General features: G+C 55.7%; 11 protein-coding genes and 3 rRNA genes. 1 reads left to right on the plus strand and 13 read right to left on the minus strand.

What is annotated here, in order from left to right:
* Positions 1 to 59: 59 nt before the first annotated feature.
* From G5S47_RS06715 to G5S47_RS08760, 10 genes are all read right to left on the minus strand, one after another.
* Positions 60 to 899, minus strand: a complete 840-nt coding sequence (locus G5S47_RS06715; protein ID WP_219811004.1) for a metal ABC transporter permease — start codon at positions 897 to 899, stop codon at positions 60 to 62.
* The gene (locus tag G5S47_RS06720; RefSeq protein WP_219585443.1) at positions 896 to 1,822 is read right to left on the minus strand and encodes a metal ABC transporter permease; all 927 of its coding nucleotides are present in this window, start codon (positions 1,820 to 1,822) and stop codon (positions 896 to 898) included. The genes G5S47_RS06715 and G5S47_RS06720 overlap by 4 nt, the downstream gene beginning before the upstream one ends.
* The gene (locus G5S47_RS06725; protein WP_219585444.1) at positions 1,819 to 2,580 is read right to left on the minus strand and encodes a metal ABC transporter ATP-binding protein; all 762 of its coding nucleotides are present in this window, start codon (positions 2,578 to 2,580) and stop codon (positions 1,819 to 1,821) included. Before G5S47_RS06725 ends, G5S47_RS06720 begins: the two co-directional genes overlap by 4 nt.
* Before the next feature lie 9 nt (positions 2,581 to 2,589).
* Positions 2,590 to 3,771: a metal ABC transporter substrate-binding protein gene (locus G5S47_RS06730; protein WP_219585445.1), complete on the minus strand. Its 1,182-nt coding sequence runs from the start codon at positions 3,769 to 3,771 to the stop codon at positions 2,590 to 2,592.
* A gap of 172 nt (positions 3,772 to 3,943) precedes the next feature.
* Entirely contained in the window at positions 3,944 to 4,501 is a 558-nt protein-coding gene (locus G5S47_RS06735; RefSeq protein ID WP_219585446.1) for an NADPH-dependent FMN reductase, read from the minus strand.
* 263 nt (positions 4,502 to 4,764) lie between these two features.
* Positions 4,765 to 4,965, minus strand: a complete 201-nt coding sequence (locus G5S47_RS06740; protein ID WP_103633075.1) for an Rv0909 family putative TA system antitoxin — start codon at positions 4,963 to 4,965, stop codon at positions 4,765 to 4,767.
* A 324-nt stretch (positions 4,966 to 5,289) separates the two neighbouring features.
* Positions 5,290 to 5,406: ribosomal RNA gene (gene rrf / locus G5S47_RS06745) — 5S ribosomal RNA — on the minus strand.
* A gap of 107 nt (positions 5,407 to 5,513) precedes the next feature.
* A 23S ribosomal RNA gene (locus G5S47_RS06750) occupies positions 5,514 to 8,634 on the minus strand.
* 335 nt (positions 8,635 to 8,969) lie between these two features.
* Positions 8,970 to 10,512: ribosomal RNA gene (locus tag G5S47_RS06755) — 16S ribosomal RNA — on the minus strand.
* The 16S, 23S and 5S rRNA genes sit together here, the layout of an rRNA operon.
* Before the next feature lie 285 nt (positions 10,513 to 10,797).
* A complete protein-coding gene (locus tag G5S47_RS08760; RefSeq protein WP_505566625.1) occupies positions 10,798 to 10,989 on the minus strand; it encodes a DUF8730 family Cys-rich protein in 192 nt (63 codons plus the stop codon).
* Positions 10,990 to 11,298: 309 nt separating this feature from the next.
* Between G5S47_RS08760 and G5S47_RS06760 the strand changes: the two genes are divergently transcribed.
* Complete coding sequence (locus G5S47_RS06760) at positions 11,299 to 12,738, plus strand: alanine/glycine:cation symporter family protein (protein ID WP_103632459.1); 1,440 nt, start codon at positions 11,299 to 11,301, stop codon at positions 12,736 to 12,738.
* Positions 12,739 to 13,244: 506 nt separating this feature from the next.
* Here G5S47_RS06760 and G5S47_RS06765 read toward each other — a convergent pair.
* Genes G5S47_RS06765 through G5S47_RS06775 form a run of 3 tightly spaced genes read right to left on the minus strand, consistent with a single transcriptional unit; the run spans position 13,245 to position 17,226 of the window.
* Entirely contained in the window at positions 13,245 to 14,849 is a 1,605-nt protein-coding gene (locus G5S47_RS06765; protein WP_103632460.1) for an alcohol dehydrogenase catalytic domain-containing protein, read from the minus strand.
* 34 nt (positions 14,850 to 14,883) lie between these two features.
* Positions 14,884 to 15,903, minus strand: coding sequence for an SDR family NAD(P)-dependent oxidoreductase (locus G5S47_RS06770; protein ID WP_219585447.1), 1,020 nt, complete (start codon positions 15,901 to 15,903; stop codon positions 14,884 to 14,886).
* Between the two features lie 21 nt (positions 15,904 to 15,924).
* Complete coding sequence (locus G5S47_RS06775) at positions 15,925 to 17,226, minus strand: PHP domain-containing protein (protein ID WP_006680214.1); 1,302 nt, start codon at positions 17,224 to 17,226, stop codon at positions 15,925 to 15,927.
* Between the last annotated feature and the right edge of the window lie 42 nt (positions 17,227 to 17,268).

A 17,268-nucleotide genomic window follows, 5' to 3' on the forward strand; every position in this document is an offset into this window, starting at 1 on the left:
AATTCACGAAACCCGCCAGGCTCGCGTTCGGGCGAACCGCAACCGACCGCCCGGCCTCGTCACCCTTGCGCGCAACGAGCCCACACGATCAGACGAGTAGCGGCGAAAAAGATACCGGCGAAAATCGCGATCATGCCACCAACCGAAAGGTTGAACGCCACACCGCACGCGAAACCGATCACTCCGATTCCCAGCCCCGCGAGCGGAGCGGCAACCATGAAGTGTGGCCATGACTTCACCAGCGGGGCAAGTCCCGCCGCGGGAGCAGCGAAAAGCGCAATCGACAATACGGTGCCGACGGCGGGAATCAACAGGACAATTGCACCGATGACCATTGCGATATTCAGGCTCTCAAGAAGACGCGTGTTCATCCCGCGCGTCAATGAATCAATGGGGTCGTAGCTCTTAAAGACCAGGTCTTTCCCCCACACGGCAACGATGATGAGCACCACCACTAGACCCGCGCTGGCCGACGCAACATCCCAGGAGTTAACCGTCAGAATCGAGCCGGTCAGAAACGACTGGATTTGAATCGGCAACGGCGAAAACCAGCGGTACAGGAAGTAGCCCATCGCGAACCCAAAGGTCAGCACGATGCCGGCGCTTGCCTGTGATGAAATCCCCGGAATTCCACCGAGGAACCGCATCAGCCCACCTAGGGGAAGACAGAAAAGGAAGGCGCCAACAAACAGGGCAAGCGACATCTGCTCATGGCTCGCCCCAAGCGTGGCGGCGATGACTACGCCCAGAATGCCTCCTGGGAATGTTCCGTGCGTGACTGACTCGGCAAAAAAGATTTTCCGGTCGAGGAAGGCGAAAGCGCCGACCAGCCCGGCGAGTAAACACACGGCAACGAGCTCCATGACAGGAAGGAGAAGAACATCCAGATGAGAAATCAACAGCGCACCTTTCCCCTTCGTTTCCCGATCGCAGCGATACCAACAGCGATGAAGAACAGTGCAACAAGGACAAGGACGACACCCGCTTGCGGAGAGATGGGGCGCGGGCTGGGGGTCAGGAGAAGTTGCATGCCTAGCCAGCTGGCAAGAAGGCTCACGCTCACTCCAATAATGCTCGTTTGTCGCACTGTTCGTCCAAGCAGACGCCCAGTTGCTCCTGGAACGATCAAGAACGCGATGACAAGAAGCACGCCGATTGCCGACGATGCTGCGACAACGACCGCGGCAATACACGCGTTCAGCACGTAATCGATGCCTCTGACGTTGATGCGTGACGCCTGCGCTCCCTGCCGGTCAAACGCAACGTAGAGGTGTTCCTTCCACGTTAGCGCAAGCATGATTCCTGTCAGGATAAAGACGACCAGCGACTGAGCAAGCCCAGAGTCGGTCGTTTCCAACAAGCGCCCGAACATGAGGGCTTCCAGTTGCCCTGACATATCACCGACTTTGAGGGAAATCGTCATGCCGAGTGCGAAGAAGGCAGTCAGAATGACCGCTGTTGCACCTTCATGCGCTGATTCGTTGTCGCTTTCTCGCTTGGAAGACTGACTTGCCACTAGTGCAATGACAACTACGATGCCAGCACATCCGGCACCAATAATGATGGCGTCGCTCCCGCCAACGATGAACCCGACGACGATTCCGGGGAACACTGAGTGCACCATGACTTCAGCGTTAAATTCAGCTTTTCGTAGGTTCACTAGCGTACCGACGAGGCCGGCCACCACTGATAGAAGGACAAGAAATATAAATGGCCGAAATAGGAAGGGATAGGCCGCAAGACCCCTGAGCCCCACGATTGATTCGGCGAGCGCTCGAAGGTGTTCAACGAGCGTTGCAACGCCATCGGACAGCGTGTTCATGCGACTTCTCCACGTTGCTTGTGGGAGTCGTAACAGGTCGCAAGTTCACAGGCCTCAGTTTCTAGGCTTTCGGATCCGTATGCCTGTTTCATGAGCTTTGGGGTGAGGACTTCGCGGACGGGACCGAAGGCGATCTGGCGCCCAGCGACAAGGATCGCTTGGTCGCAGACGTCATAGGCTAATGAGAGATCGTGTGTTGAAACGACGACGCTTGTTCCATCATTTTTTGCGCGTCGAATGATTCCGAGTAGGGCATCACGATTGGGCTGGTCCAAACCGTTGAAGGGTTCGTCCAGCAGAATCAGTTTCGGTTGGGCGATAAGTGCGCGCGCTACGAGTACACGCTGGCGTTGCCCGCCTGATAGTTCACCGAAACGGTCCTTGGCTCGGCTGAGAAGACCAACATTTGTCAGAGTGCTGGCGACTTTTTCTCGGTGGGCTTTCCTGGGGAAACGGGCAAGTCCGATCTGTTTGTAGAGACCCATCATGACAACTTGTTCAACAGTGATGGGGAATGTCAGGTCGAGGTCAGCCGATTGAGGGACGTATCCGATGGTGTCGGGAATGCCATCAATGTGTCCTTCGAGAATAGGAACGCTTCGGGCTAGGGCTTTGAGTAGCGTCGTTTTTCCGGATCCGTTTGGGCCGACTAGGGCGAGCGCCTCACCGGGGTTCATGCGCCCTTGAACCCCGGTGAGGACGACGCGCGTCCCGTAGCCAACTCCAGCGTCGTGAAAGGTGATGCCGTTCGTGGTCACGGGTATTGCCTACTTCAAGTTGTCTGGAAGCTGGGCCACCACGCCATCCCAAGCAGTGACGATGGTCGTGACGTTGTGGATGATTGAGCCGGTGTAGGTTTCTCCCGCGGATCCTGCCGGCCCCAAGGAATCGCCGTATAGGGCGTCGTCGCCAATGATGGCCTTCACACCGGCTAGTTCAGCGATCTTCTCGATTGACTTTGAATTGTTCGAGTTTTCGGCGAAGAGCGCTTTTGCTCCAGAGTCGATGACGGTTTGGGCGGCTTCCTGAATGTGTTCAGCGGTCGCGTCCTGCTGTTCATTGAAGTCAGAGAGGGCCGCGCCGATGAAGTTGATCCCGTAGTCCTTGGAGAAGTAGCCGAACGCGTCATGTGATGAGAAGAGAATGCGCGAGTCTGCCGGAACGCTATTGATCGAGTCTTGGACCCACTGGTCAAGGTTGCGCAGTTTGTCGGCGTAAACGCTGACACTTTCTTCAATTCCTGCGGCGGAGTCGGGGGCTACTTCTTTGAGGAATTCACCAATGTTGGCAACTTGAACAGCCGCGTTCTTTGGGCTTGTCCACACGTGGGGATCGTAGACAAATTCAGGTTCCGTTTCGCCTTCTGCTGGCGGGAAGGGCCACTTGCGCACCTCGACCTTTTGGGTGCCTCGTTCGACCGTGTAGGGCAACGAATCGTCTTCGGTGATGGCTTGCGGGTCGGTTACTTCTTTGCTGGTCAGAATGCCGCTGGTGACGCCCATCGTTCCCTTGAAGCCGGATGCTTCAATCGCACGGTCAAGGAAATGCTCGAGGTCAACTCCGGATACAAGGAGCACGTCAGCTTTGGCAAGTGCTGTCGCTTGCGAGGGAGTGAGCTCATGTTCGTGAGCTGATGCGTTGGGGGCAAGAAGGCAGGTGAGTTCGAGTCGCGTTTGGTTCGCGGCATCTTCACTACCAATTGTGGTCTTTTGTCCGTCTGCGCCTGTTTTCTCGAGGACGAGGCCTGCCGTCGCTGGCGCGCCGGCAGCGATCTGCGTGACATAGTCACAGATTTGGGTTGTGGTGGCAACGATGCCGACTTTTCCATGCTCCGTTCCGCTATTCGCGCTGGCGTTGGATGCGTCGTGGTTGGCGCAACCGGCAAGAGCCAGACCGAGCACACTGGTAAGTGCCACTCCTTGGAAAATACGGGTATTTGAGCGATGCATTGATTAAGACTCCATTTTCATGTAAAGTTTTGGGCACCCGAAACTTTACATGAGAACACCTTAACCTGCAACATCCTAAGTTTATTTAGGCGCTCCTATAGCGCCTTGCTCTGGAAAACCACGTGGGGGACGGGTCATTCGACCCATCCCCCACAAAGCTAAGAGCTATTGGTCAGCGAAGAGGCGCGAGAGCGTCAGTGCGCGCAACCATTGTCGCAACCATGTCCCGAACCTCGTTGTCATGATGTGCACCCGGCTTGAATTCCGACATGTTTTCAAAGTCGGTAATGAGCGAAAGCGAAACCTGCTGAGTGACCATCGCAGCTTCGAAGTTCGCCAGAATCTGGCGCAGGTGTTCAACCTGACGGACACCACCGCTGAAGGAGTAGCCGACGAAGCCGACCCCCTTGTTCGCGAGAGCCTTGGGCTCAAGGAAGTCGATAGCGTTCTTCAGGGCGCCAGGAATTGAGTGGTTGTACTCCGGAGAAACAAAGATCAGCGCATCGTAAGACGAAACGGTTTCGTTGAACTTTGCGCCACCAGGATCCTGCGGGGTAGCCATTGCAGGCGGCATCGGCTCAGCGAAAAGGGACATATTGAAGGAAGCAATGTCAATAACATCAGCGTTGACACCTTCAACAGTATTTGCTTTGTCGACAACCCACTGAGCAACAGATGCGCCAACACGGTTCGAACGGACGGTGCCAAGAATAACGCCAAGACGAGTCACGATAAACTCCTTAAGACTGTTTAAACTCTCAACTACTATATATTTATTTCAATCTTCAATCAACGTCACGTGAGGTACGTTCAGACACTGCAAGAACCTTCTGGGTCCCTCATTGATTCAATGCGCCTACGAACTAATGACAGAATGGTAGACGCGGTAGGCAAAACCAACGAACGTACGCATTGAGTGATGCCAACATTCAAGGGACGGTCGTAGACAAAAGGTGGGCTAGAGTTTCCTCTAGCCCACCTTTTAACGTTGAATCATTCACCGATCTTGTCGTCAACAACGTCGCGAGCTGCGTCAATCTTGTCGTCAAACTTACCGCCGGTAGCTGTCTTGGCTGCATCTGCAACCTTATCCAGGATGCCGTCGGTGTTTTCTTCGGTCATCATACCTTTAGCAGCGTCGGTGGCCTGGTCCTTGAGTTCTTCGGCCTTGCCCTTGAGATCGTCGAGGTTCATTGTTTCTCCTTGTATTAAGAACGATGTCGTGTTCAGTCTATGAGGACTTTGAAGGTTGCGCACTATATAACGAGGACTCAGTGCTTACAATGAGCGACAATACGAGAGATACTAGGGGCCAACAAAGCACACTGGGAGAACCCTCGATTGCAGAAGGGGCCCATCAACACCGCCTTCTCAGATGGGCACGTGCAGCAGTGAGTGCCCCGGCAAGTACCCGCAGGCGAACATCTTGAAAGAGCGACAGTGCAAACCGTCTTCGCACTTTGTGCACAGTAGTAAACCCCTTGGAGGGGTGCTCCAAGGGGTTTACGTGAGTTAAAATTGCGGCGGTGTCCTACTCTCCCACACTCTGTCGGGTGCAGTACCATTGGCGTTTGTGGGCTTAGCTTCCGGGTTCGGAATGTTTCCGGGCGTTTCCCCACTACTATGACCACCGCAAAAATGGTCACTCGCTTGTGTTGTCCACTCCCCCCGCTGGGGGGTGTGGGTTGAGTGTGATTCGTATAGTGGTTGTAAGCAGTCTTATTTTTGTTGCTTATTGTGGTTTCGTGTAGTGTCGGCCAATTAGTACCAGTCGGCTCGCGAGCACATTGCTGTGCTTCCACCTCTGGCCTATCAACCCGCTAGTCTGGCGGGGGCCTTCACACCATTACTGGTGTCGGAAACCTCATCTTGGAGCAGGCTTCCCGCTTAGATGCTTTCAGCGGTTATCCCTTCCGAACGTAGCCAACCAGCCGTGCACCTGGCGGTACAACTGGCACACCAGAGGTTCGTCCATCCCGGTCCTCTCGTACTAGGGACGGGCCTCCGCAAGTTTCCTACGCGCACAGAGGATAGGGACCGAACTGTCTCACGACGTTCTGAACCCAGCTCGCGTACCGCTTTAATGGGCGAACAGCCCAACCCTTGGGACCAACTCCAGCCCCAGGATGCGACGAGCCGACATCGAGGTGCCAAACCATGCCGTCGATATGGACTCTTGGGCAAGATCAGCCTGTTATCCCCGGGGTACCTTTTATCCGTTGAGCGACCACGCACCCACGTGCCATGGCCGGATCACTAGTTCCTGCTTTCGCACCTGCTCGACCCGTCGGTCTCACAGTCAAGCTCCCTTGTACACTTGCACTCGCCACCTGATTACCAACCAGGCTGAGGGAACCTTTGAGCGCCTCCGTTACTTTTTGGGAGGCAACCGCCCCAGTTAAACTACCCACCAGGCACTGTCCCCAACCCGGATTACGGGCCGAGGTTAGATGACCGCGTGAACCAGAATGGTATTTCAACGACGACTCGACAAGAGCTGGCGCCCCTGCTTCACAGTCTCCCACCTATCCTACACAAGTCCAAGCGAACACCAATACCAAGCTATAGTAAAGGTCCCGGGGTCTTTCCGTCCTTCTGCGCGTAACGAGCATCTTTACTCGTAGTGCAATTTCACCGAGTTCATGGTCGAGACAGCGGAGAAGTCGTTACGCCATTCGTGCAGGTCGGAACTTACCCGACAAGGAATTTCGCTACCTTAGGATGGTTATAGTTACCACCGCCGTTTACTGGGGCTTAAATTCAAGCCTTCACCACCCGAGGGTGGTTGAGCCTTCCTCTTAACCTTCCAGCACCGGGCAGGCGTCAGTGCGTATACATCGTCTTACGACTTCGCACGCACCTGTGTTTTTGATAAACAGTCGCTTCTCCCTATTCTCTGCGACCCCACAACGCACACACCCAGAAAAAGGGGGGACGTCACAGGGTCCTCCTTATCCCGAAGTTACGGAGGAATTTTGCCGAGTTCCTTAACCATGATTCACTCGAACGCCTCGGTATACTCTACCTGACCACCTGAGTCGGTTTAGGGTACGGGCGCGTCATGCCCTCACGTCGAGGCTTTTCTTGACAGCTTAGGATCACCACCAGACACCCCAAAAGGGCACCCCCATCAGTCCTCACCCTACATGCCTACCGGATTTACCTAGCAGACGGGCCACAACCTTAGACACACACAACCATCGGTGCGCGGCAGCTACCTTCCTGTGTCACCCCTGTTAACACGCTTACCTACAACAATCAGGATCCCACAACACCCAAGCTGATCAAACCCGAAGGAATGAACAGTCCAGATGCGGGTGGTTAGCATAAAAGCTTCAGTATTTGGCGGTCACAACGCGGTACCAGAATATCAACTGGTTGTCCATCGACTACGCCTGTCGGCCTCGCCTTAGGACCCGACTAACCCAGGGCGGATAAACCTAGCCCTGGAACCCTTAGTCAATCGGCGGACGGGATTCTCACCCGCCATTCGTTACTCATGCCTGCATTCTCACTCCCACACGCTCCACCAACCGTTCCCAGCAGGCTTCACCGCACGCAGGACGCTCCCCTACCCACCCACACAACCTTAGGCAGGTCCCCTGCCCAGGCTCTTTCATGTGTGAGTGCCACAGCTTCGGCGGTACGCTTAAGCCCCGCTACATTGTCGGCGCGAAACCACTTGACCAGTGAGCTATTACGCACTCTTTCAAGGATGGCTGCTTCTAAGCCAACCTCCTGGTTGTCACCGCGATCTCACATCCTTTCCCACTTAGCGCACACTTAGGGGCCTTAGCTGATGATCTGGGCTGTTTCCCTCTCGACTACGAAGCTTATCCCCCGCAGTCTCACTGCCATGCTCAACCTAATGGCATTCGGAGTTTGGCTGACGTCAGTAACCCATAGGGCCCATCGGCCATCCAGTAGCTCTACCTCCACCAGGCAACACACAACGCTGCACCTAAATGCATTTCGGGGAGAACCAGCTATCACGGAGTTTGATTGGCCTTTCACCCCTACCCACAGCTCATCCCCCAGGTTTTCAACCCTGGTGGGTTCGGTCCTCCACACAGTCTTACCTCTGCTTCAACCTGGCCATGGGTAGATCACCCCGCTTCGGGTCCAGAACACGCGACAGGCGCCATATTTCAGACTCGCTTTCGCTACGCATACCCCACACGGGTTAAGCACGCCACGTATCACTGACTCGCAGGCTCATTCTTCAAAAGGCACGCCATCACCCCACAAGGCTCTGACGGCTTAAAGGCACACGGTTTCAGGTACTATTTCACTCCCCTCCCGGGGTACTTTTCACCATTCCCTCACGGTACTATGCACTATCGGTCATCAAGAAGTATTTAGGCTTACCAGGTGGTCCTGGCAGATTCACACGAGATTTCACGAGTCCCGCACTACTCGGGCACCTATCCCACCTACGCATGCAACAGTCCATCTACACGACTATCACGCACTCCGGTCCGCTATCCCACACGGTTCAACTACCATCACACACGCAAGCCCCTCCCCGGCAGAGAAGAGACGAACAAGCCCCACAACACCGCACACGCAACCCCCGCCGAGTATCACACGCACACGGTTTAGCCTCCTCCGCTTTCGCTCGCCACTACTCACGGAATATCTTTTCCTACGGGTACTAAGATGTTTCACTTCCCCGCGTTCCCCCCACCACCCTATACACGTTCAGATGATGGTAACCAAGCACAACCCTGGTTAGGTTCCCCCATTCGGACACCCTCGGATCAAAGCTCGCTCGCCAACTCCCCGAGGCATATCGCAGGCCGCAACGTCCTTCATCAGCTCTTGATGCCAAGGCATCCACCGAATGCCCAACAAAACTAAACAAAACCACACAACAAGAAAATAAAGATGCTCACAACCACTATACAAATCACAAACAACCCACCACACACACCACCACCCCCCAAACACCCCACAAACACAGGGCGCAACAAAAAAGAGAGGCGGCAACATGCGAGCCAAAACGCTCAAACGGTGTTGAACGTGAACCCGACAGCGTGTCTGCTTCCATGGAGCTTGCACCCCTGTTTTCCACTAAAAAACACCCACGCACCCACACCCACCAAGAAAAACCCTCGGTGAACAAATGCGAGCACAAGAAACACACACCACACACACTCACGTGCCATGATGCGCATCCCCAAAAACGGGCTCCCTAGAAAGGAGGTGATCCAGCCGCACCTTCCGGTACGGCTACCTTGTTACGACTTCGTCCCAATCGCCAATCCCACCTTCGACCACTCCCCCCGGAAAACCGGTTAGGCCATGAGCTTCGGGTGTTACCAACTTTCGTGACGTGACGGGCGGTGTGTACAAGGCCCGAGAACGTATTCACCGCAGCGTTGCTGATCTGCGATTACTAGCGACTCCACCTTCATGGGGTCGAGTTGCAGACCCCAATCCGAACTGAGACTGGCTTTAAGTGATTCGCTCCACCTTACGATATCGCAACACTCTGTACCAACCATTGTAGCATGCGTGAAGCCCAAGACATAAGGGGCATGATGATTTGACGTCATCCCCACCTTCCTCCGAGTTAACCCCGGCAGTCCCCCACGAGTCCCCACCATAACGTGCTGGCAACATAGGGCAAGGGTTGCGCTCGTTGCGGGACTTAACCCAACATCTCACGACACGAGCTGACGACAACCATGCACCACCTGCACACCCCCAACCAAATGCCACCACATCTCTGCAGCGTCAGGGTGCATGTCAAGCCTTGGTAAGGTTCTTCGCGTTGCATCGAATTAATCCGCATGCTCCGCCGCTTGTGCGGGCCCCCGTCAATTCCTTTGAGTTTTAGCCTTGCGACCGTACTCCCCAGGCGGGGCACTTAAAGCGTTAGCTACGGCGCAGAAACCACGGGTGGCCCCCACACCTAGTGCCCAACGTTTACAGCGTGGACTACCAGGGTATCTAATCCTGTTCGCTCCCCACGCTTTCGCTCCTCAGCGTCAGTAACGGCCCAGAGACCCGCCTTCGCCACCGGTGTTCCTCCTGATATCTGCGCATTCCACCGCTACACCAGGAATTCCAGTCTCCCCTACCGCACTCAAGTCAACCCGTACCCACCGCACGCCCCCAGTTAAGCCAGAGGATTTCACGGCAGACGCGGCCAACCGCCTACAAGCCCTTTACGCCCAATAATTCCGGACAACGCTCGCGCCCTACGTATTACCGCGGCTGCTGGCACGTAGTTAGCCGGCGCTTCTTTACCCACTACCCTCACCACAACCCAAAGCTGCGGCTTGACCATGAGCGAAAAAGGTTTACAACCCGAAGGCCTTCATCCCTCACGCGGCGTCGCTGCATCAGGCTTGCGCCCATTGTGCAAAATTCCCCACTGCTGCCTCCCGTAGGAGTCTGGGCCGTATCTCAGTCCCAATGTGACCGGTCACCCTCTCAGGCCGGTTACCCGTCAAAGCCTTGGTAGGCCATCACCCCACCAACAAGCTGATAGGCCGCGAGCCCATCCCCCACCAGAAAAAACCTTTCCACCCACCAACATGCGCCAATGAGTGAATATCCAGTATTAGCAGCCGTTTCCGACCGTTATCCCAAAGAAGAGGGCAGGTTACTCACGTGTTACTCACCCGTTCGCCACTAATCCACCCCAACAAAGCTGGAGCATCATCGTTCGACTTGCATGTGTTAAGCACGCCGCCAGCGTTCGTCCTGAGCCAGGATCAAACTCTCCGAACAAAAACATATCCAGAAAAAACCAACCACCAAAACGCGGCCAGCCAATCCCAACAATAAAAACAAACTCAAAAACAAAAAACAGGCATAAAAACAAACACACTATCGAGTTCACAAACAACACCCACACACCCACCAAAAGCACTCAACTTTCGTTGGTTACCTCAGTGAGGGAGGCAGTCGATTCGAGCTTTTCTCGCTCTCGGCGACAGGAAAATAATTTACACACCTTCGTGGCAACTCGTCAAATCATTTTGACGTGAGCGTCACCACACTCGGCGCGAAGGCTCATTTTCTCCTCAAATTCAGCCACTTTGACGAGCTAAACACAAATTTCTTCTTCTGACGATTGCCACTCTCCTCACAGTGACCAGGGCACCAGTCGCTTGCAGGAACCGATGCCTTGACAGCGTCAATATGCTGTCCACAGCCAGCCCACGTCGTCTTTCCGCAGATGTCACACTTCACCGGTCGACACATTGTTCATTCCTCTTCCTTTAGGGTCTTCGAAGCAATCGACGATTGCTTCACCGTCATGTCTCAGTAGTCCAATAGTTCCTGATGGCAATGAGCCCACGCTTCAGGGCATCAGCATTCACCCTGCGCGAATGCGTATCCAACGACGAAAACCAGGAGACAAGCATTGCTGAATTGGAGAAGCTTTTCCTTTCCCTTTCCTAGATTTTCCAAACATTAGCCCAAACGTGACTAGTCCTTTGCCTTTCCCGTACAATCACCTTGTCAATCGCTACGCCATGTAGCGTCCCATCTTCCGACAAGGTAACGAGCATGCTTCCTGCTTCTTCATCGATTGTCGACTCGATTAACACAGTCCTCGACGTTCTCAACACCTGGCTGTACTCATACATCCTGATCGCACTGCTTATCGGTGGCGGCCTCTACTTCTTCATTCGCACCAAAGGCTTGCCTGTGCGTATGTTCCGCGAATCAATCCGCGTGGTCACCGAGCCCCCAGAGAAGAAAGGCGAGCTTTCATCCTTCCGCGCACTGATGGTCTCCACCGCATCGCGCGTGGGCGTCGGCAACATCGCCGGAGTCGGTACCGCAGTCGCTCTTGGTGGCGCAGGCTCCGTCTTCTGGATGTGGGTCATCGCAACACTCGGCGCCGCGTCAGCATTCATCGAATCCACACTTGCCCAGATCTACAAGAAGCGTGGCCACTCAGCTGACGACCATTCCATCGGCGGCCCCGCGTACTACATCCAGATCGCGCTCAAGCAGCGTTGGCTTGCAGTGATCTTCGCAATCGCATTGATCCTCACCTACATGGGTGGCTTCAACCTGCTGGCCTCGTTCAACGTCGCTGACGCATTCACCTCGTACTCCTGGTACCACGAAGGCTCGACCCCGTACATCATCGGCGCAATCCTTGCCATCGCGATGGCACTATCAATCTTTGGGGGCACACGGCGCCTGACTTCGGTTACCGGCGTCTTGGTTCCGATCATGGCCCTCATTTACCTGACCGTTGCTGCGATCGTCATCATCTTCAACTACCAGAACATCCCCACAATGCTCGCCGCGATCTTCCAAGGCGCCTTCGATTTTGAGGCAATCTTCGGCGGTTTCGCCGGCTCGGCAATGATGCTCGGTATTAAGCGCGGTCTTTACTCGAACGAAGCCGGTGTCGGCTCTGCTCCGAACGCGGCTGCGTCCGCATCTGTTTCACACCCCGTGAAGCAGGGCTTGGTCCAGATGCTTTCCGTCTTCATCGACACGATGATCATTTGTACTCTGACCGCGTTCCTGATCCTCTCCTCTGGCGTCCAGGGTGGTGACGATCTGAAAGGCGCTCCGCTGGTTACAGCTTCGATGCAGACCGTTCTCGGTGGCGTCGCTCTGCCGTTCACGACCACCGCGTTGCTGCTCTTCGCATTCACGACGATCATCGGTAACTTCTACTACGCCGAGGTCAACCTGCGCTTCCTCGCTGGTGGACGCGTTCCGATCTGGGGTCTGCAGATTTTCCGTGGCATCGCAGTGATTCTTGTGTTCTCGGGTGCTCTTCTGGACTTCTCAGTTGCATGGAACCTTGGTGACCTATTGATGGGTCTCATGGCTCTGATCAACCTGCCGGTCATCATCATCTTGGGCAACAAGGCCATTAAGGCTGCGAACGACTACCAGGCGCAGCGCAAGGCTGGAAAGAACCCCGAATTCAAGGCGACTTCCATCGGTATCACCGAAGAACTCGACTACTGGAAGTGATAATCACGCTCAACTAGTTCTGACCTCACATCCGTGACGTGTGGCCCTCGTTCAGAAATGAGCGAGGGCCACACTTTTACCTTTTTCAGGATTAATTTCGAGAAGGCAGCCCCGTATCGGCATTCATCAGGCGGGTACACGCTTTCCGTTTCGCAAATCATCCCACCAGTCAGTTTTTCCAGCTCAGGCATACGAGGCAACGAAATCAGGCTCCCAGCTGGTAAAACAACATCTCAGACGACAAAACCTGCCACACCGAACCTCGTACACCAGCGCACACGCACAAGGCCCACAGACGCGCATAACCCAGTCACAGCCCAAGGCTCTTAACCAACCTCAATCAGGGACAAACACACCTGGGCCGGACCTGCAATGCAGATCCGGCCCAGGCCTCGGCAATTATTCACCAACTGGCACGAGCACGAAAGGAACAAAGGCTTGCGCCACGATGAGGCTTACCGCTGAGTTGCTAGGTAGCTTTCCCCTTCAAAAACCACCCAGAAACGTCATTTGGCTACTTCGAGAAGAACTTCTTCAGCTTCCTTCGTCCACAGACCATCCACCAGCTTGGCAGCAACCTCAGGGTACTTGTCACCAAGTTCCGTCAGCGGCGTCAAACCAAGGTCATGCAGGGTCGGGAAGACCATGATCTTACCCCCCGACGTACGGTTGATCACCGCGTTGATGGCGTCGCCGAAGCCTGCCATACCGGTCACTGCGTACAGGGAGATCGACGTATCAATGATGCCGGCTTCGATCTTGCGCAGAACGGTACGCATATCGGAAACATCAGAGCCTGACGTGCCCAGCATGAAAATCTTGCGCTCGATGATGCCCTGCAGATCAAAGTCACCAAAGGTGCCCGCCGGAATACCAGCGAACGCATTGAGGATCGCACCATCTGCACACATATCGACAGCCTGAGAAACCAGCGCCGGCACCGGCACCAGGCAGGTGATGTAGGTGTAGCCGTACTCAAGCGGAGTGGTGGAGGTGTTGATGATCTCCAGCGGAACACCGTTCTTTTCGGCGGTCGGGCCAACGGTCTTCTTCAGACCTGCCAGGCGATCGTCAGAAAGGTCGGTGCCGACAACGGAGATGCCCTCAACACCGGAGGTGACCGCACGCATCGTGTGCATCACACCCATCGGGCCGGCGGCACCGATGAACGCGCATTTATCGTTCGGACGCAGGTCGCCGTTAGCGGGGATCCATGCATAGCCTTCGCGCGGGTCCGTGCCGACGGTGCCACAGAAGCGGATAAAGTCGTAGTGAACACGACCGATGTCAAGGCTGACCTTGCGGGAGATGGTTTCTCCGCCGAGGACAACACACATGACCGCACGGGTACCGAGCAGCAGAGACGCCTTTTCAATGCCGTCCGCGTCCGCTCCGAAGAAGACGATGTCATCGAAGGTCTGTCCTTCAAGACCATCAATACCGGCAACGTCAACGGTAACGATCTGCGCAGGCTTGTGATCAGCGGTCAGCTCTTCGACAGAGCCTTCGCCGACAACCAGCAGGCGACCACCGTCTGCAACGTGGTTGCGCTCTGCCCACGCGTAGGAGCCTTCAACGGTTGCCCACGGCTCGATCAGGCCAACGGCCGCTGCCGACGGACCCTCGGTCACGTGGATCAGGAACTCTTCACCTTCGGGGGAGACGACACAACGCTCATCGACGACCGTGTATTCCTGAAGGGCACCGTCGAAGTTGTAACCGAATGCGCCATTGGACTTCGCAGTGCGCAGATGCTTCCAGTCAGCCTGGACCAGCAGACGATCGCCAACCTTGAAGTGGGTGACCTTCTCGCCTACCTCGACGACGCGGACAACGGGCTCGTGACCCGGAACCGTCGGCTGGGAGCCGGGACGGTAGTTCGGGATCTCGGCAAGTGCTTCGGGGGTGATTCCCGCGATGACTTCGGACTTACGCGGGTGCTTGTCGAACTGGTGCAACAGCTTCGTGTCAGAGAAGCAGATGCCACATGCCTCAACCTTGAGCATCATCTGGTGAGGGCCGACCTTGTCGATGCCCTTCTCCTTGTTGACGACGAATTCTTCGGCGCCGACGATCTGGATCGCATACTGCGATTCGGGGTACTCAGTCATTGGATTCTCCTTATTTTCCGGATCAAGCTTGCGCTCAGTTCATCATGACTTGGCCACCCGTAACCGGGACGGCCTGGCCGGTTTCGTATGCCTGCTCGACGATGTAGAAGATCGCGCGCAGAACGTCGATGCCTTGGGCACCACGACGCATCGGAACCTTTGCTTCGTAGAACTCCTTGACGTCCGCGACAGTCTTCGCGCCGGGGACCTTGCCCGAGTTCAGGTACTGAACGAACAGGCCACGGTCGGGGTCAGACCAGAGCGGGCCGTCGTAGAAGTTACCGGGGCAGATTGCGTTGACCTTGACACCATGCTCAACCATCTCGAGGGCGAAGGACTGGACCAGGCCGATGCCACCGAACTTGGAGCCTGCGTATGCGGCGTTCTTGTTCGAGCCCACCAGACCGGACTTGGAGTTGATCTGGATAATGTCGGTCAGCCATGCACCGGATGTTGCATGCTGACGAGCAAGCAGACCACCAAGGTGCTTGGTAACCAGGAAGAATGCGACGTAGTTGATGTCGGTCGACAGGCGGAAAGCAGATGCGTCTTGTTCAAGGACAGATCCCGCACGAACGATGCCTGCGTTAGAGACGATCAGGTCGATACCACCGGTGACCTTTTCGATTTCCTCGGTCATCGCGGTCACGGATTCTTCATCCGCAACGTTGACGGTAATCGGGTACGTGGTGTCTTCGCCGAGTTCCTTGCACTTGGCAGCAGCGCCTTCGCCGTTCAGGTCAGCGATGTAGACGAAGCAACCCTGGCCGACGAGGCCTTTGGCGATCTCGGCACCGAAGCCCTGTGCACCACCGGTAACCAGCGCGACACGACCGGAGATTTCACGGTCGTTGCGCGGGGTCGCGGTGATCTCGTAGGTTTCTTCGCCGACGGTGACGACGACGGGAAGTTCGGTTTCGGAAAGAGTCGAAGCGTCAACCCTTTCAAGGTTGGCATCGAGGGTCAGGGTCGCAGCCTTATCGGTTGGGCGAACGATGACCGGTCGAGCAAGCGCGCTCAGAAACAGGCCTCGAAGCAACGGTGCATGAGTCATGTTTAATCCTTCGGATAGTTCTCAGACGGTAGGAATATTTGCTGCGACTTCAGCCGGATCTGCGCCATCAGCAATAGCGCGTCCAAGCGGAGCGTAGGAAGCAATACGGACGGCAAGGTGCTCAGGAGTGAGTCGCTCGCTACCCAGGATGTTGTACTTCGGATCGAAGCTGGTCAGGGCCTCGTGCGCGACAAGTGCCCACGTGGCCTCGTTGAGATCTTCGAACTCGGGGCGACGCAGTTCGGGGCAGTTGAAGAGCTGGCGTGGCTGGTTAATGTCGACGCCGGAGATCTCGAGCATGCCGTGCTTGACTGCGAGTTCATGGATTCGCTTGAGCTGTTCCGGAGTGTTACGCGGAGGCATATAGGTAACAGCGCGCAGGCCCTTTTCTTCGAGAGCTTCGAAGAGCTCGTCAAGGAATTCATCTTCGAACTTTTCAGCCTTCTTGTCGCCGGTCGGCGAAGCGGAAACATCACCGAGGTAGGCGTAGGTGGCAATGGCACCGATGGAATCTGCGAACTGAACAACTTCCTTCGCAGTCGGCAACTCGTCAGTGGGCTGAATGTAGATGCGACCCAAGTATTCCGACTTCAGTACACCCAGAAGATCGTAGACGAGGTGCGGATTCTCAGCGTCACCGAGTGCGCCTTCGAGGGCTGGCGGAATGTTGACACCCATGCTCTTCAGACCATCGACGAGGCTCTGACCGCGACCGAATCCCTTAATGAGAGCCGATGCCATCGCGGCAAGCAGGTGGCGCTCTGTGATACCGCCACCGTTGGCATACTGAGAGATGCCGACCATGTCAGTTTGAGGATCGAAAGGCTCCAGGCCAAGACCAACGAGGATCTTGTTCGCGGCCTCGGCCATCTTCAGGGTGCGCTCGAGACGAGCAGCACGCTTGGGCGCCAACCACTCGGTAACCTTTTCGCGAGCAGGAGCCGGAACACCCTGAACCGTCATGTAGGCGATGCCTTCGGAGTCCGGATTGTTCAGCTTACGAGTAGCAAACGGACCGTCGGGATCAAAGAAAGCGCGGATTTCAAAGCCGGTGACTGAGCCCATTCCCAGCAGACGACATGCGCCGGTCATTTCGGGCGCAGCTGCGATCGAGTCATGATCGACGGAGCCAACAACACGCAGGCCTGCGCGACGAGCATTCAATGCTGCAGCGGTCGGCGTGTAGGGGCTGAAGGAGTAGCACGTATGAATGTGGTTGTTCGATTCAGGAACCCACGCGGGGAACTCTTCATCGTTCAGAACTGCGGCAAGAGCGGCGAGGCGGTCCTCCTGGCTCAGGCTAACGTCGTTGGTGGCGTCCATCGGATCCTCGTATCGAAATGTAGAAAAAATTTAAAGCGTTAA

This window comes from Schaalia turicensis, assembly GCF_019380255.1.
Taxonomy (GTDB): domain Bacteria; phylum Actinomycetota; class Actinomycetes; order Actinomycetales; family Actinomycetaceae; genus Pauljensenia; species Pauljensenia turicensis_A.

Bases quoted from the DNA above. Each gene is read 5' to 3' on its own strand.
- G5S47_RS06720 (WP_219585443.1), bottom strand. From the start codon at position 1,822: ATGAACACGCTGTCCGATGGCGTTGCAACGCTCGTTGAACACCTTCGA.
- G5S47_RS06730 (WP_219585445.1), bottom strand. From the start codon at position 3,771: ATGCATCGCTCAAATACCCGTATTTTCCAAGGAGTGGCACTTACCAGT.
- G5S47_RS06740 (WP_103633075.1), bottom strand. From the start codon at position 4,965: ATGAACCTCGACGATCTCAAGGGCAAGGCCGAAGAACTCAAGGACCAG.
- G5S47_RS08760 (WP_505566625.1), bottom strand. From the start codon at position 10,989: ATGTGTCGACCGGTGAAGTGTGACATCTGCGGAAAGACGACGTGGGCT.
- G5S47_RS06760 (WP_103632459.1), top strand. From the start codon at position 11,299: ATGCTTCCTGCTTCTTCATCGATTGTCGACTCGATTAACACAGTCCTC.
- G5S47_RS06765 (WP_103632460.1), bottom strand. From the start codon at position 14,849: ATGACTGAGTACCCCGAATCGCAGTATGCGATCCAGATCGTCGGCGCC.
- G5S47_RS06770 (WP_219585447.1), bottom strand. From the start codon at position 15,903: ATGACTCATGCACCGTTGCTTCGAGGCCTGTTTCTGAGCGCGCTTGCT.
- G5S47_RS06775 (WP_006680214.1), bottom strand. From the start codon at position 17,226: ATGGACGCCACCAACGACGTTAGCCTGAGCCAGGAGGACCGCCTCGCC.